Source organism: Janthinobacterium sp. GW821-FHT03A03 (genome assembly GCF_059421435.1).
In genome coordinates, this window is sequence record NZ_JBWKUZ010000001.1 from 332065 (window position 1) to 355568 (window position 23504).

Genomic DNA, 23504 nt, shown 5'->3' on the forward strand with positions numbered 1-23504 from the left:
CTTTTCCCTCGCCTATTGGTCACTTATCAGTGCATACTATGTCGCACAGGCAATTTAATTTCCCTTTGCGCCAGGAGTCCGACCATGCACGCTCTCTCCCACCTTCGTATCGGCACGCGCCTGGCAGCAGGTTTCGCGCTGGTGCTGCTGCTCTCCGTGGCCTCCACCGCGTACGCGCTGTACAGCGCCCATGCGAATGCCGAAGCGACCCGGCAAATGATGGAAAAGCCGCTGGCCAAGGAACGTCTGGTATCAGACTGGTATGTACTCATTTATTCGGCCATCGCGCGCACCTCGATGATCGCCAGGAGTACGGATGAAACCCTGTCGAGCGTGTTTGCCGAGACCATTGCCGACAGCACCAAGCAGGGCGGCGAACTGCTGAAGCAAATCGAAACCCTGCTCGTCAGCGAGGAGGAAAAAAGCATCTTCAAGGCCTCCATCGAGGAGCGCGTCAAATACCAGGACGCCAAGACACAGGTGATGAACGCGCGCAAGGGCGGCAACGCGGCCCTTGCGGAAAGTACGTACCGCGACAGCTTTGCCCCGGCCGCCACCAGGTACCAGAACAACGTCAAGGCCCTGCTGTCGCAGCAGCGCAAGGCCATCGACGCCACGGCGCACGCCATCGAGGCGGCCAATGAACGCAGCTTCACCCTGTTGCTGCTGCTGTGCGCCCTGGTGGTGGCGCTGGGCAGCGTCTGCGCCTGGCTGATCACGCGCTCGATCACCGCGCCCTTGCAGGCGGCCGTGAAGGTGGCCGAAACGGTGGCCGACGGCGACCTGCGCACGCATTTCGGCCCGGCCGCCAGCGATGAAATTGGCGACCTGATGCGCGCCCTGCAAGGCATGAACGAGGCGCTGCGCAAGGTCGTCTCCGAGGTGCAGACGGGCACCAACGCCATCGCCACGGCTTCAGGTGAAATTGCCGCCGGCAACGCCGACCTGTCGGCGCGCACGGAGCAGCAAGCCAGCTCGCTGGAAGAGACGGCCTCGTCGATGGAAGAACTGACCAGCACCGTGAAGCAGAATGCGGACAATGCACGCCAGGCCAACCAGATGGCGGTGGCCGCGTCCGGCGTGGCCGAGCGGGGCGGCAGCATCGTCAGCCAGGTGGTCGACACCATGGGCGCCATCGATACGGCGTCGACGAAAATCGTCGACATCATCGGCGTCATCGACGGCATCGCCTTCCAGACGAATATCCTGGCCCTGAACGCGGCCGTCGAAGCGGCGCGCGCCGGCGAACAGGGGCGCGGCTTTGCCGTCGTCGCCACCGAGGTGCGCAACCTGGCGCAGCGCTCGGCGGCGGCGGCGCGCGAAATCAAGGCCCTGATCGGCGACTCGGTGGAACAGGTCAACAACGGCACGCGGCTGGTGCAGCAGGCCGGCAGCACCATGGGCGAAGTGGTCGACAGCGTGCGCCGCGTCACCGACATCATGGCCGAGATCACGGCCGCCAGCGCCGAGCAAAGCATGGGCATCGACCAGGTCAACCAGGCCATCGCGCAGATGGACCAGGTGACGCAGCAAAACGCGGCCCTGGTAGAAGAAGCGGCGGCGGCCGCCGAAAGCATGCAGGATCAGGCGGGGCGTCTGGCGCAGGTGGCGGCCGGCTTCCAGCTCGAACACATGGCCGTGGCGGCGCAGCCGGCGCGTAAGGCGCGCCCGGCCGCCGTCCACCAGGCCAAACCGCAGCCCGCCCACAAACCGCTGGCCAGGCCGCAAAGCGCCGCCCCGAGCGCGCCACCGGTGCGCAAGACCCCGACGCACATCGCAAGCGACCAGGACTGGGAAGAGTTTTAAGGCGCGCAACGCCGCCGCTTGAAAGAGTTTGACAGCGGCGTGGCGCGCGCGGATACTTGTTTCAGGTGGGATGGCGCGCCACCGGCCGCTGGACAAGGGCGCCTTGCATCGTTCTGCGGGAGCACGAACATGATACGCATCAGAGAGCAATTGCGTCTGCGCCTCCTTTTCCCCCTGCTGCTGTGCACGGCCCTGGCCGCCTGCGCCACCGCGCCCTCCCCGCCGCCGCCGCCCGACCTGTTCAACGACACCAGCTTTGCCCCTCCCGCCACGCCGGTCGAGCCGCAGCAGGCATTTGCCGTCAGCGAGGCCATGCAACGCTATGTGCGCATCGACATCGCGCGCGAGGCGCGCGGCAAGAATCCGCGCCGCGCACTCGCCAACGCGCTGTACAACAAGGCCGGCCTGCAGCTGGAATACGATGCGGCCATGACGCGCACAGCGGCGCAGACCTTCGATGAGCGCAGCGGAAACTGCCTGTCGCTGGTGCTGATGACGGCCGCACTGGCCAAGGAAATGGGGCTGGAGGTACGCTATCAGACGGTGCTGGGCGAAGACAGCTGGAGCCGCAGCGGCGACATGTACTTTGTCGCCGGCCATGTCAACCTGGTGCTGGGCCGCCGAATAGCCCAGGAAAGCGGCAATTATGACGTCGACACGGAACTGCTGATCGACTTCCTGCCGCCCCAGGATCTGACAGGCCAGCGCACGCGCACGATCAGCGAGGAAACCATCCTGGCGATGTACCTCAACAACCGCGCCGCCGAAAACATGGCCGCTGGCGACCTCGTTCAGGCGTACTGGTTTGCCCGTGCCGCCATCGTGCAAGACCCCGCCTTTGCCGGCGCCTTGAACACACTGGGCATCATCCAGCTGCGCCACGGCGACCTGGAACCTGCCCGCCGTACGCTGGCCTATGCGCTGGAACGTTCGCCTTCGAACACCGTGCTGCTATCGAACATGGCACAGGCGCTCGACAGTTTGGGACGCGCGGACGAAGCGCAAGTCATGCGGCGCAAACTGCTGGCACTGCAGCCGGAGCCGCCTTTTCACTTCTTCAGTCTGGGCCAGCTGGCCATGAAAAACGCCGACTACCAGGAAGCGGTGCGCTTGTTCAAGCGCGAAATCGCGCGCGATCCGTACTACCACGAATTCCACTTCTGGCTGGCGCAAGCCTATGCGCGCATGGGCCAGCTGGCGCAGGCGGGCCAGCAGCTGCAGCTGGCCATGGATAACAGCACCACGCGCAGCGACCACTCGCTATATGCGGCCAAGCTGCAGCGGCTGCGCGCCGCCACGCATTAATCTTCCAGGAACATCTGCTGCAGGTCGTTCAGGAAGCACAGTCCCCGTTCCGTCGGGCGGATGAGCTGGTGGTCGCGGTACAGCAGGCCCTTGGCTTCGGCCGCGTCGAGCGGCTTGTCGATGGCGTTGATGGCCAGCCCCGTGCGCTCGGCGAACAGGTTGGGCGAAAAACCCTGCGTCAGGCGCAGCGTGTTAAGCATGAACTCGAAGCCCATTTCCTCGCGCGCCAGCTCGCGCTCTTCCTGCACGGGATTGCCGGCCAATACCGCGTCCATATAGGCGCGCGGCTGCTTGTAGCGGGCCTGGCGCAGCACGCGGTGCGGAAACGAGATTTTCGAATGCGCGCCCGCGCCGATGCCGATATAGTCGCCAAACTCCCAGTAATTGCGGTTGTGGCGCGCCTGGCGGCCCGGCTGCGCGTAGGCCGACACTTCGTAGCGGCCGTAGCCCGCCTGCGCCGCGCGCGCAGCCACCATGTCGGCGATGTCGGCGCTCTCGTCGTCGTCCGGCAGCACCGGCGGATACTTGGCGAACAGCGTATTGGGCTCCAGGGTCAGGTGGTACAGCGACAGGTGCGGCGGCGCGAACGACAGCGCCGTTTCCAGGTCCTGCCGCGCCTCGTCCAGGGTCTGCGTGGGCAGCGCGTACATCAGGTCGAGGTTGAAATTGTCGAAGTTGGCGTGCGCGATCTCCACCGCGCGGCGCGCCTCGTTGTCGTCATGGATGCGCCCCAGCGCCTGCAGATGGCGCCCATTGAAGCTCTGGATGCCGATCGACAGGCGGTTGATGCCGCTGGCCCGGTAGGACTTGAATTTCTCGGCCTCGAAGGTGCCCGGATTGGCCTCCATGGTGATTTCGCAATCGGGTTCCAGTGGCAGCAGGGTGCGCACGTCCGACATCAGCCGGTCCAGCCCCGCCGCCGACATCAGGCTCGGCGTGCCGCCGCCGATGAAGATGGTGTGGATCTTGCGGCCCCAGATCAGCGGCAGCGCCATTTCCAGGTCCAGCCGCAGGGCCGCCAGGTATTCGGCTTCCGGCAAGTCGCTGCGCACTTCGTGCGAATTGAAGTCGCAATACGGGCATTTTTTCACGCACCACGGAAAGTGAATGTACAGCGACAGCGGTGGCAGGGCCGTCAGGTTCAGCGCGCCCGGCTGCAGGTATTTCAGGGCTGCCCCGGCCGCGCCGGAAATGCCTTCCTGCGGCGCCGGGGCGGCGCCGGGCTTGGCCGCAGATTTGGCGCCCACCAGTTTGATCGGGATCATCGCAGCTTTTCCACCAGCGCGCGCAGGGCCTGGCCACGGTGCGACAGCGCGTTCTTTTCGTCGGACGTCAGTTCGGCCGCGCACTTGCCCAGCGCGGGAATATAGAAATGCGGATCGTAGCCGAAGCCGCCGTTGCCGCGCGGCAAGGCGATCATCTCGCCATTCCAGCGGCCGTCGGCGATCACCGGCTGCGGGTCGTCCGCATGGCGCACGTACACCAGCACGCAGTAGTAGTACGCGGACTTGTCGGCATGCGCTTCCAGGTCGGCGATCAGCTTGGCGCTGTTGGCGGCATCCGACTTCGGCTCGCCCGCATAGCGGGCCGAGTACACGCCGGGCGCGCCGCCGAGCGCATTGACGCACACGCCGGAATCGTCGGCCAGGGCCGGCAAGCCCGTCAGGCGAGACGCGTGGCGCGCCTTTTGCAGGGCGTTTTCGACGAAGGTGTGGAACGGTTCGTCGCTTTCCGGGACGTCGTACTCGCCCTGGGCGTGCACGGAAAAACCGATGGTCGAGAGCAGCTCGTTGAATTCCTTGAGCTTGCCGGCGTTGTTTGATGCGAGGATCAGGGCTTGGGTCATTGACAATATCCGGTTGAACGGCCACCCGTTCGGCGGCGTAAAGTGCCGATATTGTAAACCTTTTGCGCGCCCCTCACCTCGCCCTGCCGCCGCCGCGAAAAGCGGCAGCTGTGGGTTTTTTGCCCGGCGCGGCGGGCAATGACACGTAAATCTATGTAAAGATCAAATGCCGAGGGCTTGCTTCTGCAGGGCGATCAGGTCGGCGATGCCGCCCTGCGCCAGGTCCAGCAGGCGGTTCATGCCGGCGCGGTCGAAGGCGGCGCCTTCAGCCGTGCCCTGCACTTCGATGAAGTGGCCCGCTTCCGTCATCACCACGTTCATGTCCGTGTCGCAGCCCGAGTCTTCCACGTAGTCAAGGTCCAGCACCGGCATTCCCTGGTAGACGCCCACCGAAATGGCGGCGACGAAGCTTTTCACGGGGATGGCGGCGATGGCGCCGCGCGCCTGCAGCTGGGCAAACGCGTCATACGCGGCCACCATGGCGCCCGTGATGGACGCCGTGCGCGTGCCGCCGTCGGCCTGGATCACGTCGCAATCGAGGTGCAAGGTGCGCTCGCCGAAGGCTTGCAGGTCGAAGGCGGCGCGCAGCGAGCGGCCGATCAGGCGCTGGATTTCCTGCGTGCGGCCGGATTGCTTGCCGCGCGCCGCTTCACGGTCCATGCGCGTATGCGTCGAGCGGGGCAGCATGCCGTACTCGGCCGTCAGCCAGCCCTGTCCCTTGCCCTTCAGAAAGCCTGGCACCTTGTCTTCGATGCTGGCGGTGCAGATGACCTTGGTGTCGCCGCACTCGATCAGCACCGAGCCTTCGGCATGCTTGGTGTACTGGCGGGTGATGCGGATGGCGCGCAGCGCGTCGACGGCGCGGCCGCTCGGGCGGGATTCAAATGTCATGGGAGGTCCTGTGTGATTGGGGTTGCGGCAGCGATTTTACCACCGCGTGCCCGTCTATTTGCAGTCATGCAACAGCGCAGGGCGCAATGGCAGTGCCGCGCACATGATCCCTACAATCCTGCCCCGCCATACACAATTTTCTTTACAATGCCGTAAAACGCACACTATTCAGCAATTTTCAGGCCATCATGCGATCTGGCACTGTTTTACGATGCGGGCGGTATTGCCTGCGCTGGCTGATTAAGTGTATAAGTGACTGTATACAAGACCAAATCGGGGAATCCTTTGAGCATTTCAAGCATGACAGGCTACGCGGTTGCCACCAGCGAAGGTGCTGCAGGCACGCTGACAATTGAAATCAAGAGCGTCAATTCGCGCTTTCTCGACCTGCAATTCCGCATCAATGACGACTTGCGGGCGCTGGAGCCTGACTTGCGCGCCGCCGTCATGTCCGCCATCACACGAGGCAAGGTGGAAGTCCGCCTGAGCTTTGGCCGCAAGGCCGCCACCGCCGGCACGCAGGCGCTGAACCTGCCCTTGCTGGCCGAGTTGGCGCGCCTGCAAACGGAAGTGAGCCACCATTTCGTCTCCGCCCCCGTCATGACGGTGGCCGAACTGCTGCGCTGGCCTGGCGTCATTGAGGAAGCGCAAGTGGGACAGGAGTCGTTGCAGGCGGACGTGGGCGCGCTGACCAAGCGCACCGTGGCCGCCTTCGTCGACAGCCGCAAGCGCGAAGGCGCGGCGCTCGAAGCGGTGCTGCTGTCGCGCATCGAGGCGATGGAAGCCATCGTCAAGCGCATCACGCCGCTGATCCCGCAAGTGGTGGCGGCCTTCCAGCAAAAAGCCATCGAACGCATGCAGGACGCGCTGGGCCTGGCCAGCCAGGGCTCGAATTCGGCCCTGTCGCGCCAGGACGCCATGGAGCGCATCCGCCAGGAAGTGATCTTGTACGGCATCCGCATCGACGTGTCGGAAGAACTGGCGCGCCTGTCGGCCCACCTGGGCGAAACGCGTCACATTCTCACCAAGGGCGGCCAAGTGGGCAAGCGCCTGGACTTCATGATGCAGGAACTCAACCGCGAAGCCAACACGCTGGGCGCCAAGGCGTCCGTGAAGGAACTGGCCGACGCGTCGATGGACTTGAAGCTGCTGATCGAGCAGATGCGCGAACAGGTACAGAACCTGGAGTAAACCATGACGGCAACACGCATCTGGACACTCGCCAGCGTGACCCTGGCGCTGCTGGCGGCCGGCGCGCAAGCGCAAACCGCGCAGCAGCCGTCGCCGTATGCGATCGAAGGCTGCGCCTCCGGCTGCTTCGCGCTCAAGGAACGCGGCGCCGCCATCTACACGGGCGCCGACGCCGCCTCCTACCGCATCTGCTCGCGCAGCAACCTGGGCGCCGAAATATCGGTCGACAGCGCCATCGTGCGCATCAGCAACCGCGACTGCACCGATGTAAATGGTCGGTCCATCGTTCTCAATAGCGGTGAAATCGCCCTGGGCCGGCTGCCCCGCTGAGGCAGGGCCCGCGTTTTACGCCAGGCGCGTGCCGGCGCGCCCCTGGTCGCTGGCGGCGATGACGACGCAGGCGACAAACAGCACGATGCTGTATTCCACGCCGCCGGCGCCATGTTCGCCCACGAACCACCCTTTGGCCGCATGCACGATGGCGATGCCGCCGAGGCAGATGACCATCAGCCCGGCCGCCGCCCAGCGCGTGTACATGCCGATGATGAGCAGGCTGCCGCAAACGATCTCGACGACGGTAATCGCCCACACGACGGCCATGCCGTAGATAAACCCCTTATCTTCCAGGAAACCGGCGAAACGGGGCATCGTGCCATTGGCGATGCGCGTGATGGCATGCGCCATGAACATGACGGCGATGGCCACGCGCAGCAACAGCATGGCCTGTGGGAAACTGAGAAACGGGAAATTTTTCATGCGCGCGCCCTGTCCGTCAAGAATGGTTATTGAGAAAAATACATGCCAAATTAAATAACTATTTCCGCAAGATAACAAGCAAAATATGCGCTGCAGGCCCGCACGCGGCGGCGCAGGCCATCATTGGACTGGCTGGCCGCCTTGCCTCTTGGTAAAATACTGAATTGGGCGACGCGCGCGCAAGCGCACACGCCGCCATCACACGCATATGGAAAGATCCGCATGAGCCACCCTACCGCCTTCTCTGGCAGCCTGTTCGTGGTTGCCGCGCCATCGGGCGCCGGCAAATCGACACTGGTCAATGCATTGCTGGCGCAAGAGCCCGGCATCAAGTTGTCGATCTCGACCACCACGCGCGCCCCCCGCCCGGGCGAGCAGCACGGCCGCGAATACTATTTCACGACGGCGGAAGACTTTGTGGCGCGCGCAGACCAGGGCGAATTCCTGGAATGGGCGGAAGTGCATGGCAATTACTACGGCACGTCGCGCATCATGGTGGAGCAGCAGATGCTGGCCGGCACCGACATCCTGCTGGAAATCGACTGGCAGGGCGCGCGCCAGGTGCGCAAGCAATTCCCCCGCGCGGCCGGCATTTTCATCCTGCCGCCGTCGATCGACGCGCTGGAAGAACGCTTGAACAAGCGCGGCCAGGACGAGCCGCACGTGATCACGCGCCGCCTGCTGGCGGCGGGCGGCGAAATCGCACACGCTCCCGAGTTCGAGTATGTTATTATCAATGAAGAGTTTACGGTCGCTTTGTCCGAACTGAGCGCGATCGTGAGAGCGGCCCGTTGCCGGTTTGCGCAACAAGCGGCCCGCAACGCATCGCTATTCGCCCAGCTGGGCCTGCACGCGGAATAAGCCTTCCCCAAGGTTCCTCGCGCACGCCGGTTCACACAGCACCACGCAAAAATTTTAGGAGTTACTATGGCCCGTATCACAATCGAAGATTGCCTGAAGCAGATCCCGAACCGTTTCCAGCTGACCCTGGCTGCGACCTATCGCGCACGTCAGTTGCTGCAAGGCCACACGCCAAAGGTGGAAGCCAAGGACAAGCCTACCGTTGTCGCACTGCGTGAAATCGCTGCCGGTAAAGTCGGCATCGAAATGCTGAAAAAGGTCCCGATGTAATTGGGAAGCCGCGTGCCGGAACAGTGCTGACCCCTGGTTCTACCGTATCCTTTATTCACACTGTGAAGCAACGCGACGTTTTATGAGTCTGACCCCAGCCGACACGACTTCCGCAGCACTGCCGCCCCTGGCCCCGCGCCAGGCGGCAAAATCGCAGGGCGCTTCCGCGCCCGGTGCCGGCACGTCCGCAGGCGGCGCCGCAGCGGCGCCCGCCCTGGGCGTGGCCTCCGTCAGCCACCTGGCCGACAAGCTGGCCGAATACCTGTCCCCCGCCGACCTGAAAAAAGTCAAGGAAGCCTACCGCTTCTCCGACGAAATGCACCTGGGCCAGATGCGCCGCTCGGGCGAGCCGTATATTTCGCATCCGATCGCCGTCGCCGAAATCTGCGCCGACTGGAAGCTCGACGCGCAAGCCATCATGGCCGCCCTGCTGCATGACGTGATGGAAGACCAGGACGTCAAGAAGGAAGAATTGATCGAGCGCTTCGGCGCGCCCGTGGCGCACCTGGTCGACGGCCTGTCGAAGCTGGAAAAGATCGAATTCCAGAGCCAGATCGAGGCGCAGGCGGAAAACTTCCGCAAGATGCTGCTGGCCATGGCGTCGGACGTGCGCGTGATCCTGATCAAACTGGCCGACCGCCTGCACAATATGCGCACGCTGGACTTCATGACGGCGGCAAAAAAACGCCGCATCGCCAGCGAGACCATGGAAGTGTACGTGCCGATCGCGCACCGCCTCGGCCTGAACAACATCTACCACGAACTGCAGGACCTGTCGTTCTCGCACCTGTATCCGATGCGCTACCGCACCCTGGCGAAAGCCGTCAAGGCGGCGCGCGGCAACCGGCGCGAAGTGGTCAACAAGATCATGGAAGCGGTGAAAAGCACCTTGTCCATGGCCGAGCTCGAAGCCGAGGTCACGGGCCGCGAAAAGACCCTGTACGACATCTATAAAAAGATGCGCAGCAAGCACTTGTCGTTTTCGCAAGTTCTGGACGTCTACGGCTTCCGCGTGGTGGTGGGCAGCTTTGCCGACTGCTACGTCACCCTGGGCACCCTGCACAGCCTGTACAAGCCCATGCCGGGCAAGTTCAAGGATTACATCGCGATCCGCAAGCTGAACGGCTACCAGTCGCTGCACACGACCGTCATCGGCCCCTACGGCACGCCCGTGGAATTCCAGATCCGCACGCAGGACATGCACCGCACGGCCGAATCGGGCGTGGCGGCGCACTGGCTGTACAAGAGCGGCGAATCGAACCCGTCCGACCTACAGCAGCGCACGCATGCGTGGCTGCAGTCCCTGCTCGACATCCAGCAGCAGACGGGCGACTCGGCCGAATTCCTCGAGCACGTCAAGGTCGACCTGTTCCCCGATTCCGTCTACGTGTTTACGCCGAAGTCGAAGATCATCGCCCTGCCGCGCGGCGCCACGGCCATCGACTTCGCCTACTCGATCCACACGGGCATCGGCGACCAGACCGTGGCCGTGAAAATCAACAACGAAACCTCGCCCTTGCGCACCGAACTGCACAATGGCGACATCGTCGAGATCATCACCGATTCCTCGTCGCGCCCCAGCCCCACATGGCTGTCGTTCGTGCGCACCGGCAAGGCCCGCTCGGCCATCCGCCACCATTTGCGCACGATCAACCTGCCTGAATCGATCGCCCTGGGCCAGCAGCTGCTGTCGCAGGCGCTGCAGACGCTCAATATCGACGCCGACCTGCCGGCGCCGCTGGTGGAACGCCTGCTCAACGAATCGAGCGCCAACTCCATGGACGAGCTGTACGCGGACATCGGCATCGGCAAGCGCATGGCCACCCTGGTGGCGCGCCACATCTTCGGCCTGATCGGCGGCGAAGCGGCCAGCATGCCGGTGGAACACAATAGCGGCAGCGAACTGGACCCCGTCACCATCTGCGGCAGCGAAGGCGTTTCCGTGCAGCTGGCGCCGTGCTGTCTGCCGATTCCCGGCGACCAGATCATCGGCCAGCTGCGCCGCGACCAGGGCTTGCTCGTGCACACGAGCGACTGCTCGCAAGCCAAGCGCCAGCGCGCCAAGGAACCGGACCGCTGGATCGCCGTGCGCTGGGGAACCGAACTGAACCGCCGCTTCGACTGCCGCATCAAGGTCTTGATCAACAGCGAACGGGGCATCCTCGCCCGCGTGGCCGCCGAAATCGGCGAATCGGACGCCAACATCATCTATGTGGGCATGGACGAAGACAAGGACAACGTGCTCGACCAGCTGCGCTTCACCGTGCAGGTCAAGGACAGGGTCCACCTGGCCGCCCTGCTGCGCAATGTGCGCCGCGTGGCCGGCGTGAACCGCATCCTGCGCGAGCGTAATTAGACCCCAAGGCAAATACTGGGGGTCGGCCCCTCAGGGTCCGACCCGGCCCTTATGCTTTGCGGGTTTGCAATTTTTTCACGAATTCGGCACTGCCAACCGCCGCATTGCCACGGCTGGCGGCACGCAATGCCTGGAGCGCCGTTTCCTCATCCTCATGAAATAAAGCGGCATAGGCCTGCTGCCGCTCCCCCTTGCTCCTGCTCATGTTTAAATAGAGCGGATGTGGTTGTATCAAAGCATCCTCGCACCCCTCCGCATTGCAACGATAGCTGGACCATCGGTAGTGCCCCGGATAGCGCACCATGCCGGCTCGCACGGGATTGAGTTCGATATAGCGCTGGCACACCAGCAGATAGGTTTCATCCTGCACGACACAGGATTTGTAGCGCCCGTCCCATAGCGGTCCGCTGCGATGGTGGCGCCAGTTGATGTAGTGTGCATACTCTTGCCCCAAGGCCTTCATCATGCGCGAAACTGCCAGAACACTACCTGCGGAGAGCAGCAAATGCACATGATTCGTCATCAGGACATAGGCATGCAGGAGACAGCTTTGCGCATGTGAGTGCCGCTGCAGTTGCTGCAAATACCAGAGAAAATCAGCCGGTTCAAAAAAACAGATTTGCCTGTCCGCCCCACGCTGCACCACATGCAAGGGCATACCAGGCATAAACAAACGCTGGATGCGGGCCATCATCGCTCTCCCGTAAAGGAAAGTTCCAGCGTGACAGACTTACCAGGACTAACCCTGCGTCACCGCAAGCTTACCCCTCCCCCGGCGCCGGATACGTCACTTCCAGCAACTCCAGTTCCTGCTCGCCCTGCGGCGTGTTGAGGGTGATCAAATCGCCTTCGCGCGCCTTGGTGATGGTGCGGGCCATGGGCGAGACCCAGCTGATCTTGCCGTTCAGGGGATCGAATTCATCGATGCCGACGATGGTGATGGTGTGCGTTGCCCCGTCCTTCGTGCGGTACTTGACGGTGGCGCCGAAGAATACCTGGTCGTTGCCGTGGTGCACGCTGGGGTCGACGATGGCGGCCAGGTCCATGCGCTTGGTCAGGAAGCGGATGCGGCGGTCGATTTCGCGCAGGCGCCGCTTGCCGTAGATATAGTCGCCATTTTCCGAACGGTCGCCATTCGACGCCGCCCAATGGACGATGCGCACCACTTCCGGGCGGTCGACGTCGATCAGCTGCAGCAGCTCATCCTTGATGCGCTGGTAGCCGGCCGGCGTGATGTAGTTCTTGGCGCCGGCGGGGATGGCCAGCGCCAGCGCGGCCGCTTCTTCATCGTCGTCGTTGTCGGATTCTTTTACAAAGGCTTTATTCATGCGGCTATTGTAGCCCCGTCAAGGACTGTCGGACACAGCGATTTATCGTATCATCGAGGCAATGGCAGCCATACCGGGCAGCCACATGGAGACGGATGAAAAAATTCTACAGAGTCAGGCGCTGGCTGTTCGCGCCGCTGGTCTACCTGGCCGCCATTTTCCTGCTGATCGAGGAATGGCTGTGGACGACGGGCGCGCGCATCATGCAGGTGGTGGCGCAATTTCCGCCGCTGCATGCGCTGGAAGCGTGGATCAAGCGCCTGCCGCCATACTGGGCGCTGGCCGTCTTCGTGCTGCCGGCCGTGTTGTTGTTCCCCGTCAAACTGCTGGCTCTGCTGGCGATCGCGCGCGGTCATGCGTTTTCCGGCATCGGCGTGATCATCGTCGCCAAGCTGGGCGGCGCCGCGGCCGTGGCGCGGCTGTACACCCTGACGCGCCCCGCCCTGCTGACCTTGCCCTGGTTTGCGCGCTGGCACGGTGTATTCATGGAAACGAAGGACCGCTGGATCGCCCGCCTGCGCGCCACGCGCCCATGGCGCCGCGTCAGCCGCCTGTCGGCCGCGCTGGGCCGCGCGCGCCGCGCCTGGTGGCAGCGCTTGCGCAAAAGCACGCCGAGCCGTCATCATTCCCGTCCGGCCAGAGTACTGCGCCGTTTCGCCGCCTTCTGGCGCGCCCGCCGCTGATGAAGAAACAGACCGCCATGCCCGACACCCCTGCCCCGGCACAGCTTGCCCCCGCCATGCGCGCGGCGGCGCCGGAAATCTATCTGTACGACGCGGCCAGCCTGCAATTGCTGGACGTCAACGATAGCGCCTGCGCCAACCGCCGCTATGCGCGCGAGGAACTGCTGGCGCTGGCGCCGCCGCTGCAGGCGCCGGCGCGCCAACTGGCCGCCCTCGACGACGCCGTCGGCGCGCAAGCCGTCATGCATCTGCAGCCGCAACGGCGCGACGGCAGCCAGTATTCGCTCACCCTGCACCTGTCGCGCGCCAGCCACCATGGCCGGCCCCTGATCCTGGGCGTGGGCGAAGACCTGCGCACGCCGCAGGCAACGGCCGCCGCCCTGGCGCAGGTGCAGTCGCGCTTCAACGCCATCGTCTCGAATACGCCCGGCCTCGTGTACCAGTTCTGCCTGCATGCGGACGGGCGCGCCGCCTTCCCCTATCTGAGCGACGGCTGCCAGGCCCTGCTGGGGCTGAGTCCCGCACAGCTGCATGCGCGCCCGGAACTGTTTTACCAGCTGATCCTGGCCGACGACCGCGCCTCGTACCTCGAATCGATGCAGGCGTCCAAGGCCGCCCTGTGGAGCTGGAACTGGGAAGGCCGCATCTGGGTCGACGCCTGGAAGGACGTCAAATGGATCAACCTGCGCTCCACGCCGCGCGCGCTGGCGGACGGCACGGTGCAGTGGGAAGGCATCATGACGAATATCACGGAAAGCCGGCTCGAACAGATCGAAGTGCGCCAGTCGCGCGCCCGCCTGGCCGAGCTGACGGCGCATATCGACAAGGTCAAGGAACACGAACGCACGCGCCTGGCGCGCGAACTGCACGATGACCTGGGCGGCAATTTGACGGCGATCAAGATGGCGCTGGCCATGCTGGTGCGCCGCCTGCCGCCGGACGACGCCCAGTTGCAGGAAAAAGCCGAGTATGTCGACGCCCTGGTCGACCGCAGCATAGACGCCGTGCACAGCATTTCCCTGGATTTGCGCCCCTCCATGCTGGACCTCGGCCTGGTCGCCGCGCTGGACTGGCAAGTGAAGGAATTCGCGCGCCAGGCCGGCATCGAATGCCGCTTCATCTCGAACCGCCAGCACATCGACCTGGAACTGGACCTGGCCACCAGCCTGTTCCGCATTGCCCAGGAGGCGCTGACGAATATCGCCAAGCATGCGCAGGCGACCACGGTGACGGTGCGCCTGGCGCGCCAGCGCCAGCACATCAGCCTGTCCATCGCCGACAATGGCGTCGGCATGCGCCTGTCCGACCGCGCCAAGCCGCAATCGTTCGGCATCCGCGGCATGATAGAACGCACCAGCGCGCTGGGCGGCACCCTGACCCTGATGGACGGGCCGGACGGCGGCACGGTCCTGAGCATAAAAATCCGGCTGACCACGCCGCGAGAGGCGATAATAGCGGCTGCAGCCAGCACCCCTGCCCACAGCGGACCGCCATAAAGAACGCGGCATCGCCCGGCGCAGGCGAATCAGATAGGAAACAATGCAGTCATGAAAGAAAAAGCCACCATCCGGGTATTCATCGCCGACGATCACGCGATCGTGCGCGAAGGCTTGAAGCAGATCCTGGCCGATACCCGCGACATCGTCGTAGCGGGCGAAGCGGAAAACGGCCACGACGCCATCAAGCTGTTCCGCGGTTCGAAATGCCAGGTAATGCTGCTCGACATCTCCCTGCCCGACCGCAGCGGCATCGACGTGCTCAAGCAGATCAAGAAGGAAAAACCGGAACTGGCCGTGCTGATGCTGTCCATGCACCGCGAAGACCAGTATGCGATCCGTTCGCTCAAGGCGGGCGCGGCCGGCTACCTGACGAAGCAGAGCGCCCCGCGCGAACTGGTCACGGCCATCCGCCAGGTGTCCGAGGGCTTGAAGTACATCAGCGCCTCGCTGGCCCAGGAACTGGCCAACACGGTGGGCGAAGACCATGACACGGCGCTGCACGACACCCTCTCGGACCGCGAATACCAGACCCTGGTGATGATTGCCTCGGGCAAGACGGTGGGCGCCATCGCCGAAGAGCTGAAATTGTCCGTGAAAACCGTCAGCGAATACCGCGCGCGCCTGCTGGTCAAAATGAAACTCAAGAACAGCGCGGAACTGACGCATTACGCCATCCGCAACCAGCTGGTCGACTAGCGGCAAAGTGGCGCCGGACGCCGCCGAGGCGGCATGGGCGCTGGCATCGGGCGAATTGGACGGACTTATCCTTGCTTCTCGCACAATAAGTTCTTTGCCAACTAGCCTATCATGAGGATAATTAGAAAATATCTAAAAAGGCTGTGCCTACATGTCCAGTAAATTGCCATCTCCGCCAGCAAGCGCTCCCGCTGGCGCCACGAACTCCGCCGCCGTCCCCGCGATGAATCCGGCCGATATCGCCCGCGAAGCGTTTCGCCGCCTGGCGACGCGCCGCATCGCCCCCACGCCCAGCGCCTACCGCGAAATCTACAATGAAATCGCCGGCATCAGCGAGCCGGCCGACACGCCTGCCGCCCCGGCGGCCGTGCTGGCCGCCAGCGCCAATGTAGAAAAAGGCGCGGAGAGCGGCGCGGAAAACGTGCTGACGCAGTTTGCCGCCAGGATGAGCGAATCGGCGGGCGAACTGGGCGACTTCGGCCGCCGCTTCCAGCGCGCCCTGAAAGCGCGCGACTGGGACAGCTATGCGCGCATCCTGGCGCAGCTGGCGGAAAAACAGGTCAAGAAAGGCGGCGGCATCGAATTGCCGCCCCTGCCGGACGGCGAACAGACGCGCACCCTGCGCGAATTGCTCAGCCGCACCCTGGGTTTTGCCGTCGCCACCCTGCTGACGGGCACGCCCGCGCTGGTGGAAGAGGCCGAATCGCTGGGCGCGGCCATCAAGCAGGCGCACACGGAAGAAGCGCTGAACGAAGCAGCCCTGCGCCTGAAGCAGCTGTGCTACCAGATCGAACTCAAGAGCGGCGACACGGCCGAGCAGCAGGAATTGCTGTTGCGTCTGTTCAAGTTGTTGCTGGACAACGTCAGCCAGTTGCTCGACGACGACAGCTGGCTGCGCGGCCAGGTCGACGCCGTGCAAAACCTGATCGCCGGCCCGCTCGACCAGCGCGCGCTGGAAGACGCCACGCGCAGCCTGAAGGAAGTCATCTACAAGCAAAGCCAGCTCAAGCACAGTTTGTCCGACGTCAAGCTGACGGTCAAAAACATGATGATGACCTTCATCGACCGCCTGGGCCAGGTAGCGGCCAGCACGGGCGACTTCCACGAAAAGATCGGCGGCTATTCGGAAAAGATCAGCCAGGCGGAAAATATCAGCGAACTGAACAGCGTTCTCGACGAAGTCTTGCGCGAAACGCGCATGGTGCAGAACGAAGCGTTGCGCGCACGCGACAAAATGGTGCTGGCGCGCCAGGAAGTGCAGGATGCGGAACAGCGCATCCACACCCTGGAAGCGAAGCTCCAGCATATGAGCGAGCTGGTGCGGGAAGACCAGCTGACGGGCAGCCTGAACCGCCGCGGCCTGGACGACGTGTTCGAACGCGAAACGGCCCGCTCCGACCGCCGCGGCACGCCGCTGTGCATCGCCATGCTGGACCTGGACGACTTCAAGCGCCTGAACGACACCTATGGCCACCTGGCCGGCGATGCCGCGCTGAAACACCTGGTGAAGATCGTCAAGGAAACCCTGCGCTCGATGGACGTCATCGCCCGCTTCGGCGGCGAGGAATTCCTCATCCTGCTGCCGGAAACGACGGTCGAGGCCGCCTCATCGACGATGACCCGCCTGCAACGCGAGCTGACCCGGCATTTCTTCCTGCACGACAACGAAAAAGTCCTGATCACCTTTTCCGCCGGCGTGGCCCTGCGCCAGCCCAACGAAGACCAGGCCGAACTCGTCAAGCGCGCCGACCGCGCCATGTACCAGGCCAAGCAGACGGGCAAGAACCGGGTGGTGGTGGCCGACTGAACCGCTTTACACGGTACGCGCCAATGAAAATGCCGCTCATCGAGCGGCATTTTTGCATTCCGGCGCCCGCTGGGCACATGGCAGGAGCCTCAGCGGTAAGGATGCTCGTCGGCAAAGAAATCGATCAAGCCGCCCTCGTGCTCGATCAGGATGGACTTGGCAATAATGCCCTCGCGCACCATCTCCGCAGCGATATCGCGTGCACGCCACTGCGTGGGAATGATGACCACATCGGCCGGCCGCGCTTTCAGCACGTCGCGGTAGACGATTTCCTGGCCCAGGCCAGGCACGAAAGTGCCGGCCTTGTCCGGGTCGGAGTCGACCACCAGCGGGAAGCGCTGCGCATCGGCACCAAACTGGTGCATGAACGCGGCGGCCTTGCCCGTGCCGCCCCAGATGGCCACGCGCTGGCCGCTGGCTGCCAGGGCGTCCAGTTGCGCGGCAATGGCTTGCCGGCTGCGCCGGGCGGCGGCGGCAAAGGCATTGCTTTCTCGCGCCTGGTCGCGCAGCGCCTTGGGCACCTGCAACCGTACCAGCGCATACACGACTTCGCCGTCATAGCCGTGCGCCAGTTGCACCACCTCGCCAGCACGCTGCATCAGGGTGCGGAACGATTCCGTGGTGAAATGCGACATATGTTCATAGAAGAAATCGGCCAGGCGGCCCGTGGCGAAGACCCGGTCGATGCACGGCACTTCGGCAAACAGCCAGCACGGCTTGTCCGAGCGCGAAGCGGCCCACGCCATCTGCTCGACCAGCGAAGCGGGATCGGTCAGGTGTTCCAGCACGTGGCGGATCACCAGCGCATCGGGCGCGAATTCGGGCACATCCTGCAGCGGCTGGAAATAGCGCGCGTGAAACTCCACGCCGCGGCCCGTTTCCGGCGTCGCATTCGGGTCGAAACCGATGAAACGGCCCTGCTCGCTGCGGGCATCGGCCAGAGCGCGCACGAAATGGCCTTCGCCGCAACCGATGTCGATCACCGTGGGCGAGGCGGGCAACCGGGCCAGCAGCACGTCGCGCGTATCGGCCAGATGGCCTTTCCAGATGCCGCCCTTGTTGAACATGCGGTTAGGATTGTTTTGGTAAGGAATGGCGTCATAGGAAAACGCGCGGTTCCACACGTGCGTGCACTGCGGGCACTGCACGAAATCGTGCGGCTGCACGGCCATTGCCTGCGCGTCGGCAGCGCTGGCCGGCCAACCCAGAGTGGCCAGTGCTTGCTGGCCACCATCGAAAAACGCTGCCGCCACTGTGTGGGCGCAGACCGGACACACGGCCGGGAGCAATTGCTGTTTCATGCAAAGATCACTTTCTTGAAGTAAGCGATAGTTTCTTTCAAGCCATCGTGCAGACTCACTGCCGGCTCCCATTGCAGGGCGGCGCGCGCCTTGGCGATATCGGGCTGGCGGCGCACGGGGTCGTCGGCCGGCAAGGGACGGAAAACCAGTTCGCTTTTCGACTCCGTCAGGCGCAGCACCAGCTCAGCCAGTTCGCGGATCGTGAATTCGGCAGGATTACCCAGGTTCATCGGGCCGATTTCCTGGGTCTGGTTCATCATGCGCACCATGCCTTCGATCAAGTCATCGACGTAGCAGAACGAGCGCGTCTGCTGGCCATCGCCATACAGGGTGATCGGATCGCCGCGCAGCGCCTGCACGATGAAGTTGCTGACCACGCGGCCATCGTTCGGATGCATGCGCGGGCCATAGGTATTGAAGATGCGCACGACGCGGATATCCACGGCCGACTGGCGGTGATAATCGAAAAACAGGGTTTCGGCGCAGCGCTTGCCTTCATCGTAGCAGGCGCGCGGACCGATAGGATTGACATGGCCCCAATAATCTTCACGTTGCGGGTGCACCTGCGGATCGCCATACACTTCCGAGGTGGACGCCTGCAAGATACGCGCGCGCTTGCGCTTGGCCAAGCCCAGCATGTTGATGGCGCCCAGCACCGAGGTCTTGGTGGTCGAGGTAGGGTCGTTCTGGTAATGCACAGGACTGGCCGGGCAAGCCAGGTTGTAGATGCGGTCCACTTCCACGTACAGCGGCAGCCAGACGTCGTGGCGCAGCAGTTCGAAGCGCTTGTGACCCAGCAGGTGCCGGATATTGTCCTTGCTACCCGTGTAGAAATTATCCACGCACAGCACATCGTGGCCATCGGCAATCATGCGGTCGCACAAGTGCGAACCGAGGAAACCGGCGCCGCCAGTAATCAGGGTGGTACGGGGCATCATTGTTCTCCTTGGGGTATGCCGCAGGATTCAGCCAGTTTTTTGTTCTTCTCATGAAACATGCCCCAGACCGCATCCTCGAAGTGACGCGCGAAACGGCGTGCGTCATACAGCGGCGAGTTCACGACCTGCTGGCGCAAGCGCCCCCGCAGAGCCGCCAGCGCATCGATGTCGCTGGCACAGCGCCGGGCGACGGCCACATAATCGTCATCGTCGCTGGCGATCCAGTCCGGCAAGCCTGCATTGTGCAGTATCGACTCTCCCAGATGCGACAAAAAGTGCGTGCCGCGCAGCGTCACGATGGGCACGGCCATCCATAGGGCCTCCATGCTGGTAGTACCGCCGGGATACGGAAAAGGATCGAGTGCGATATCGACCTGCTGATAGGCCTCCAGCATGGCCAGGCGGGTCCCGGTTCCCGACATGGAAAGACGCCCGGCACTGATGCCATGGGCAGCAAAGCGCGCCAGGGTGCGCGCACGCACGGCCGCGTCATCCAGCTGTTTGGTCTTGAGCGACAGCCGGGAATCGGGCACGGCCTTGAGTACGCGTGACCACAGGGCGACGACGGCATCAGTCATCTTGGCAAGATTGTTGAAACAGCCAAATGTGACATAACCATTCGACACAGCCGGCAACGGCGTCACAGACACTTCCTCACGCGGCTCCGTGAAGCACAGATAGCTGTCGGGCATGCGCCACAGCGTCTCGGTGAACTCGCCCTCCTCTCCCGCTGGCGCCACATGGGGGTCGGCCAGCAAATAATCCATTTCCGCCATGCCCGTGGTGGCAAAATAACCCAGCCAGCTCACCTGAACGGGTGCCGGACGCCAGGCGAATACGGGCAAACGATTGTTGCCTGTATGGCCACCCAGATCGAACAATACGTGCACACCATCGCTTTCAATCAACTGCGCCGCCGCAGCATTATCCATGCCGGAAATCGGGCGCCATGCGGCAAAGTGGGGCCGCAGGCGCGCCGTCACCGAATCGGCGTGCAGAACAGTCGGGTAAGCGATCAATTCCACACGACGCGGGTCCAATGCCGCCAGCAATGCCTCTAGGAAAAGTCCAACCGGATGGTTCCTCAGGTCAGCTGAAACCATGCCGATACGCAAGCGCTGCGGCTGCTTGCTACAAGACCAAGCCGTAAATGGCGCGCTCGCCAAGCAACTGACTTCCTGGCCAAAACGCCGCGCTTCGGCCAGACGCTTGGTCGGCGTTGCACGGGAGTGATAGTTTTGCATCAAAATGAGATTACTGTGTGCCAACATTAAGCCAGGCTGCATGGCCATGGCATTCCTGCAAGCATTCTCGGCAGCTGTCATATTGCCCAGTTCCTGCAAGATCAGCCCCAGATTGTGCTGAGCCTCGCCATCTCCCGGAAGCAGACGCGCCGCTTTCTGCATGCATGGCAGCGCCTCGCGCGAACGGCGCTGCTCCTGCAACGCGGCGCCCAGCAATTTCCAGCCGTAGCCGTCGCGCGGCCGGCGCCGCGTCAAGGCGCGCGCGCCCTGCTCCACTTCGGCATAACGGCCTTGCTCGAACAAGGTGTTCAAATCGTCTTCCCCGGGGTCTCCGCCGCCCGATCCATCGCCGGCGAAAACATTGTCCAGAGAAACGACATCGGCGGCAGGCGTCCCTGGTCCGCCGCCATCGAGCCGGCGGGCCAACTGGTCGGCCCATATATTATCGAGGCCGCGCTCGCGCCCGAACTGCAACACCTGCCTCGCCGCCTCATGCTGGCCAGCCAGGATCAAGGCCTCGATATAGTCCAGCCAGCCAGCGGCCAGATCGGGACGCGCCTCAAGTGCAGCGGCAAAGAAAGGCAAACTTGCCTCAACCTCGGCCGCCTTTAATGCCAGCAACCCCAACTGGCGATTGGCTTCCGCGTGCAAGGGGGAAAGTTGCAATACTGCTTTATATAGCTGCTCAGCCTCGGAAAAACGGCCCGTCCGCAAATATGTCTCAGCCGATAATATGGCTTGCGCCACCGCCAACGCGATTTCGCTGCTCTCAGGCAGGCCGGCAGCATGGCCAGCAGCAGTATCAGTCATCATTTTATTAGGGTATCCATACAATCCATACAACTGCCCGGCCACCATGAGCGCCCCACCATATCAATTAGTACCATGACAGGCATCAATACATGGTGGCAACGATCTTAGCAGCTTATCTTCACGCTGAGAAACGCTGCCATGACGATGGAATGAACGTCCGACGCAAAAGAACATGGCGAAGCAAAGGTAAAATATTTTTTTAAGCCCCTCAAGTTTTCCGCAGGATTGCCGATAGGCGGGCCCTGATTTTAAAAATTGAAGGAAAAAAATAAAATAAAGAATGTTTTTCTCTATCAACTTTTCCAGACAGTAACCGATAAACATTACAACAGCGGCTTGATTGCCCCAGAACAACGGGGCAGGCCAAAGTGACTAGCACATAGCGCAATGTAGTACCTGTCTGGAGAATTATCATGGCTGCAGTAATTAATACCAACATTTCATCCCTGAATTCGCAACGCAACCTGTCGACCTCGCAGTCGGCCTTGAGCACCTCGCTGCAACGCCTGTCCTCCGGCTTTCGCATCAACAGCGCCAAGGACGACGCCGCTGGTCTGGCGATTTCCGACCGCATGACGTCGCAAATCCGCGGCATGACCCAAGCGACCCGCAATGCAAACGACGGCGTCTCGCTGGCTCAGACGGCCGAGGGCGCACTGTCGAGTTCGGGCGACATCCTGCAACGCATCCGCGAACTGGCCGTGCAATCGTCGAACTCGACGAACTCGTCGAGCGACCGCCAGGCGCTGCAAACCGAGGTGGGCCAGCTGGGCTCCGAACTGAACCGTATCGCCACTACCACTTCCTTCAACGGCCAGGCGCTGTTGGACGGCACCATGGGTACGGCCAATTTCCAGGTCGGCGCCGATGCCAACCAGTTGATTTCGGCCAATGGCGCGAACTTCCTGACCAGCACTTATGGCAACAACCGCATTGAAAACAATGCAGTTGCAACAACCGCCTCGTCAAGCGTGGTCGCTGCCAAGGCAATCGGTATCAGCGGCAAGCTCGGTTCCGCCACCTATACCACCACAGCCACGGATACGGCCCAAACGATCGCCGCAGCACTGAACCAGAAAACGTCGGCCACCGGCGTGACGGCAACCGCCAAGACTGAGGCCAACCTGGGCCTGGTCGCCGGCAACTACGCCTTCACGATCGCTTCGGACAACAGCGCAAGCCCGGTCACCGTCTCGTTCAACGTCGCCGCTGGCGCCTCCAGCGCAACTGACTTTGCTGCCGGTATCAACGCCATCAATGCCCAAACAGCAAAGACCGGCGTCACTGCCCAGTTCGACAACACGAATGGCGGCATCAAACTGAGCAACTCCAACGGCGCCAACATCGCCATCGCCGACACCGCTGCCGGCGGTGCCAACCAGTTGAAAGTCAATACCTACACCACCGCCGGCGGCATTGTTGCTGGCGTGGATGCCAAAGGTGCTACGGCCGTTGCCAACGGAACCGTCACGTTCGACTCGGACAGCAGCTTCTCCGCCAGCGATGCGGGCTCCGGCCTGGCTCTGGTTGCAGGCGGCTCGGCTTCGAAGCTGAATTCGGTTGCTTCGCTTGACGTCACCACCTTCGCCGGCGCCCAGCTGGCGCTGAAGATCGCCGATGCCGCCCTGTCGACGGTCAACAGCCAGCGCGCCCAGTACGGCGCCTTGCAGTCGCGCTTCGCCTCAGCGATCTCGAACCTGCAATCGACGACGGAGAACCTGTCCGCATCGCGCAGCCGCATCGTCGATACCGACTTTGCATCGGAAACGGCCAACATGACCCGCGGCCAGATCCTGCAACAAGCTGGTACGGCGATGCTGGCACAGGCGAACTCGCTGCCAAACGGCGTCCTGAGCCTGCTGCGCGGCTAATCTCCGATTAGCCAGGCAACAGCGTTGGACCCTGATTCCCCT

General features: G+C 63.1%; 21 protein-coding genes. 12 read left to right on the forward strand and 9 right to left on the reverse strand.

The window, feature by feature from the left end; all coding sequences use genetic code 11:
• Positions 1-84 precede the first annotated feature (84 nt).
• Complete coding sequence (locus AC07VI_RS01480) at positions 85-1806, forward strand: methyl-accepting chemotaxis protein (RefSeq protein ID WP_492995469.1); 1722 nt, start codon at positions 85-87, stop codon at positions 1804-1806.
• Between the two features lie 129 nt (positions 1807-1935).
• Positions 1936-3111 (forward strand): tetratricopeptide repeat protein, encoded by a 1176-nt coding sequence (locus AC07VI_RS01485; protein ID WP_086146871.1) that lies wholly within the window; start codon positions 1936-1938, stop codon positions 3109-3111.
• Here AC07VI_RS01485 and hemW read toward each other — a convergent pair.
• From hemW to rph, 3 genes are all read right to left on the reverse strand, one after another.
• Positions 3108-4376 carry a radical SAM family heme chaperone HemW gene (hemW, locus tag AC07VI_RS01490; protein WP_492995471.1) on the reverse strand — a complete coding sequence of 423 codons (1269 nt, stop codon included), beginning with the start codon at positions 4374-4376 and terminating at the stop codon, positions 3108-3110. The two genes, AC07VI_RS01485 and hemW, sit on opposite strands and share 4 nt — an antisense overlap.
• The gene (rdgB, locus tag AC07VI_RS01495) at positions 4373-4957 is read right to left on the reverse strand and encodes an RdgB/HAM1 family non-canonical purine NTP pyrophosphatase (RefSeq protein WP_086146869.1); all 585 of its coding nucleotides are present in this window, start codon (positions 4955-4957) and stop codon (positions 4373-4375) included. The genes hemW and rdgB overlap by 4 nt, the downstream gene beginning before the upstream one ends.
• A 162-nt stretch (positions 4958-5119) precedes the next feature.
• Complete coding sequence (gene rph / locus AC07VI_RS01500; protein WP_071322419.1) at positions 5120-5848, reverse strand: ribonuclease PH; 729 nt, start codon at positions 5846-5848, stop codon at positions 5120-5122.
• 300 nt (positions 5849-6148) lie between these two features.
• On the opposite strand from rph, the gene AC07VI_RS01505 reads away from it, so the two are divergent.
• Together AC07VI_RS01505 and AC07VI_RS01510 are read left to right on the forward strand one after the other, a co-directional pair.
• Positions 6149-7039 carry a YicC/YloC family endoribonuclease gene (locus AC07VI_RS01505; protein ID WP_086146868.1) on the forward strand — a complete coding sequence of 297 codons (891 nt, stop codon included), beginning with the start codon at positions 6149-6151 and terminating at the stop codon, positions 7037-7039.
• A gap of 3 nt (positions 7040-7042) precedes the next feature.
• The gene (locus tag AC07VI_RS01510) at positions 7043-7369 is read left to right on the forward strand and encodes a hypothetical protein (RefSeq protein WP_086146867.1); all 327 of its coding nucleotides are present in this window, start codon (positions 7043-7045) and stop codon (positions 7367-7369) included.
• Positions 7370-7384: 15 nt separating this feature from the next.
• Here AC07VI_RS01510 and AC07VI_RS01515 read toward each other — a convergent pair whose 3' ends face one another.
• Entirely contained in the window at positions 7385-7795 is a 411-nt protein-coding gene (locus tag AC07VI_RS01515) for a DoxX family protein (protein ID WP_086146866.1), read from the reverse strand.
• A gap of 222 nt (positions 7796-8017) precedes the next feature.
• On the opposite strand from AC07VI_RS01515, the gene gmk reads away from it, so the two are divergent.
• The 3 genes from gmk to AC07VI_RS01530 all read left to right on the forward strand — a co-directional run bounded on the left by gmk (position 8018) and on the right by AC07VI_RS01530 (position 11282).
• The gene (gene gmk / locus AC07VI_RS01520) at positions 8018-8656 is read left to right on the forward strand and encodes a guanylate kinase (protein WP_077407781.1); all 639 of its coding nucleotides are present in this window, start codon (positions 8018-8020) and stop codon (positions 8654-8656) included.
• Positions 8657-8722: 66 nt separating this feature from the next.
• Positions 8723-8926 (forward strand): DNA-directed RNA polymerase subunit omega, encoded by a 204-nt coding sequence (rpoZ, locus tag AC07VI_RS01525; protein ID WP_010400723.1) that lies wholly within the window; start codon positions 8723-8725, stop codon positions 8924-8926.
• An 82-nt stretch (positions 8927-9008) separates the two neighbouring features.
• Complete coding sequence (locus AC07VI_RS01530) at positions 9009-11282, forward strand: RelA/SpoT family protein (RefSeq protein WP_086146865.1); 2274 nt, start codon at positions 9009-9011, stop codon at positions 11280-11282.
• Between the two features lie 49 nt (positions 11283-11331).
• On the opposite strand, the gene AC07VI_RS01535 is transcribed toward AC07VI_RS01530, so the two are convergent.
• Together AC07VI_RS01535 and greB are read right to left on the reverse strand one after the other, a co-directional pair.
• Positions 11332-11976: a transposase gene (locus AC07VI_RS01535; RefSeq protein WP_492995476.1), complete on the reverse strand. Its 645-nt coding sequence runs from the start codon at positions 11974-11976 to the stop codon at positions 11332-11334.
• A 67-nt stretch (positions 11977-12043) separates the two neighbouring features.
• Positions 12044-12610, reverse strand: a complete 567-nt coding sequence (gene greB / locus AC07VI_RS01540; protein ID WP_099419860.1) for a transcription elongation factor GreB — start codon at positions 12608-12610, stop codon at positions 12044-12046.
• A gap of 95 nt (positions 12611-12705) precedes the next feature.
• On the opposite strand from greB, the gene AC07VI_RS01545 reads away from it, so the two are divergent.
• The 4 genes from AC07VI_RS01545 to AC07VI_RS01560 all read left to right on the forward strand — a co-directional run bounded on the left by AC07VI_RS01545 (position 12706) and on the right by AC07VI_RS01560 (position 17295).
• Positions 12706-13293 carry a hypothetical protein gene (locus AC07VI_RS01545; RefSeq protein ID WP_086146863.1) on the forward strand — a complete coding sequence of 196 codons (588 nt, stop codon included), beginning with the start codon at positions 12706-12708 and terminating at the stop codon, positions 13291-13293.
• A complete protein-coding gene (locus tag AC07VI_RS01550) occupies positions 13293-14789 on the forward strand; it encodes a sensor histidine kinase (protein WP_253251959.1) in 1497 nt (498 codons plus the stop codon). The genes AC07VI_RS01545 and AC07VI_RS01550 overlap by 1 nt, the downstream gene beginning before the upstream one ends.
• A gap of 51 nt (positions 14790-14840) precedes the next feature.
• Positions 14841-15488 (forward strand): response regulator, encoded by a 648-nt coding sequence (locus AC07VI_RS01555; protein ID WP_086146862.1) that lies wholly within the window; start codon positions 14841-14843, stop codon positions 15486-15488.
• A gap of 223 nt (positions 15489-15711) precedes the next feature.
• On the forward strand, positions 15712-17295 hold the full coding sequence (locus tag AC07VI_RS01560) for a GGDEF domain-containing protein (protein WP_086146861.1): 1584 nt from the start codon (positions 15712-15714) through the stop codon (positions 17293-17295).
• An 89-nt stretch (positions 17296-17384) separates the two neighbouring features.
• Here the strand turns inward: AC07VI_RS01560 and AC07VI_RS01565 are convergent, their stop codons facing one another.
• Genes AC07VI_RS01565 through AC07VI_RS01575 form a run of 3 tightly spaced genes read right to left on the reverse strand, consistent with a single transcriptional unit; the run spans position 17385 to position 21591 of the window.
• A complete protein-coding gene (locus AC07VI_RS01565) occupies positions 17385-18596 on the reverse strand; it encodes a class I SAM-dependent methyltransferase (RefSeq protein ID WP_086146860.1) in 1212 nt (403 codons plus the stop codon).
• Positions 18593-19534 carry a UDP-glucuronic acid decarboxylase family protein gene (locus tag AC07VI_RS01570; RefSeq protein ID WP_086146859.1) on the reverse strand — a complete coding sequence of 314 codons (942 nt, stop codon included), beginning with the start codon at positions 19532-19534 and terminating at the stop codon, positions 18593-18595. Before AC07VI_RS01570 ends, AC07VI_RS01565 begins: the two co-directional genes overlap by 4 nt.
• Positions 19531-21591, reverse strand: a complete 2061-nt coding sequence (locus AC07VI_RS01575; protein ID WP_216356372.1) for an O-linked N-acetylglucosamine transferase, SPINDLY family protein — start codon at positions 21589-21591, stop codon at positions 19531-19533. Before AC07VI_RS01575 ends, AC07VI_RS01570 begins: the two co-directional genes overlap by 4 nt.
• Positions 21592-22004: 413 nt before the next feature.
• Between AC07VI_RS01575 and AC07VI_RS01580 the strand changes: the two genes are divergently transcribed.
• Complete coding sequence (locus tag AC07VI_RS01580) at positions 22005-23462, forward strand: flagellin N-terminal helical domain-containing protein (protein WP_086146858.1); 1458 nt, start codon at positions 22005-22007, stop codon at positions 23460-23462.
• Positions 23463-23504: the final 42 nt, after the last annotated feature.

What these genes read in the sequence shown, in the direction of transcription:
- AC07VI_RS01480 (WP_492995469.1), top strand. Translation starts at nt 85, where the DNA reads ATGCACGCTCTCTCCCACCTTCGTATCGGCACGCGCCTGGCAGCAGGT.
- AC07VI_RS01485 (WP_086146871.1), top strand. Translation starts at nt 1,936, where the DNA reads ATGATACGCATCAGAGAGCAATTGCGTCTGCGCCTCCTTTTCCCCCTG.
- hemW (WP_492995471.1), bottom strand. Translation starts at nt 4,376, where the DNA reads ATGATCCCGATCAAACTGGTGGGCGCCAAATCTGCGGCCAAGCCCGGC.
- rdgB (WP_086146869.1), bottom strand. Translation starts at nt 4,957, where the DNA reads ATGACCCAAGCCCTGATCCTCGCATCAAACAACGCCGGCAAGCTCAAG.
- rph (WP_071322419.1), bottom strand. Translation starts at nt 5,848, where the DNA reads ATGACATTTGAATCCCGCCCGAGCGGCCGCGCCGTCGACGCGCTGCGC.
- AC07VI_RS01505 (WP_086146868.1), top strand. Translation starts at nt 6,149, where the DNA reads ATGACAGGCTACGCGGTTGCCACCAGCGAAGGTGCTGCAGGCACGCTG.
- AC07VI_RS01510 (WP_086146867.1), top strand. Translation starts at nt 7,043, where the DNA reads ATGACGGCAACACGCATCTGGACACTCGCCAGCGTGACCCTGGCGCTG.
- AC07VI_RS01515 (WP_086146866.1), bottom strand. Translation starts at nt 7,795, where the DNA reads ATGAAAAATTTCCCGTTTCTCAGTTTCCCACAGGCCATGCTGTTGCTG.
- gmk (WP_077407781.1), top strand. Translation starts at nt 8,018, where the DNA reads ATGAGCCACCCTACCGCCTTCTCTGGCAGCCTGTTCGTGGTTGCCGCG.
- rpoZ (WP_010400723.1), top strand. Translation starts at nt 8,723, where the DNA reads ATGGCCCGTATCACAATCGAAGATTGCCTGAAGCAGATCCCGAACCGT.
- AC07VI_RS01530 (WP_086146865.1), top strand. Translation starts at nt 9,009, where the DNA reads ATGAGTCTGACCCCAGCCGACACGACTTCCGCAGCACTGCCGCCCCTG.
- AC07VI_RS01535 (WP_492995476.1), bottom strand. Translation starts at nt 11,976, where the DNA reads ATGATGGCCCGCATCCAGCGTTTGTTTATGCCTGGTATGCCCTTGCAT.
- greB (WP_099419860.1), bottom strand. Translation starts at nt 12,610, where the DNA reads ATGAATAAAGCCTTTGTAAAAGAATCCGACAACGACGACGATGAAGAA.
- AC07VI_RS01545 (WP_086146863.1), top strand. Translation starts at nt 12,706, where the DNA reads ATGAAAAAATTCTACAGAGTCAGGCGCTGGCTGTTCGCGCCGCTGGTC.
- AC07VI_RS01550 (WP_253251959.1), top strand. Translation starts at nt 13,293, where the DNA reads ATGAAGAAACAGACCGCCATGCCCGACACCCCTGCCCCGGCACAGCTT.
- AC07VI_RS01555 (WP_086146862.1), top strand. Translation starts at nt 14,841, where the DNA reads ATGAAAGAAAAAGCCACCATCCGGGTATTCATCGCCGACGATCACGCG.
- AC07VI_RS01560 (WP_086146861.1), top strand. Translation starts at nt 15,712, where the DNA reads ATGAATCCGGCCGATATCGCCCGCGAAGCGTTTCGCCGCCTGGCGACG.
- AC07VI_RS01565 (WP_086146860.1), bottom strand. Translation starts at nt 18,596, where the DNA reads ATGAAACAGCAATTGCTCCCGGCCGTGTGTCCGGTCTGCGCCCACACA.
- AC07VI_RS01570 (WP_086146859.1), bottom strand. Translation starts at nt 19,534, where the DNA reads ATGATGCCCCGTACCACCCTGATTACTGGCGGCGCCGGTTTCCTCGGT.
- AC07VI_RS01575 (WP_216356372.1), bottom strand. Translation starts at nt 21,591, where the DNA reads ATGATGACTGATACTGCTGCTGGCCATGCTGCCGGCCTGCCTGAGAGC.
- AC07VI_RS01580 (WP_086146858.1), top strand. Translation starts at nt 22,005, where the DNA reads ATGGCTGCAGTAATTAATACCAACATTTCATCCCTGAATTCGCAACGC.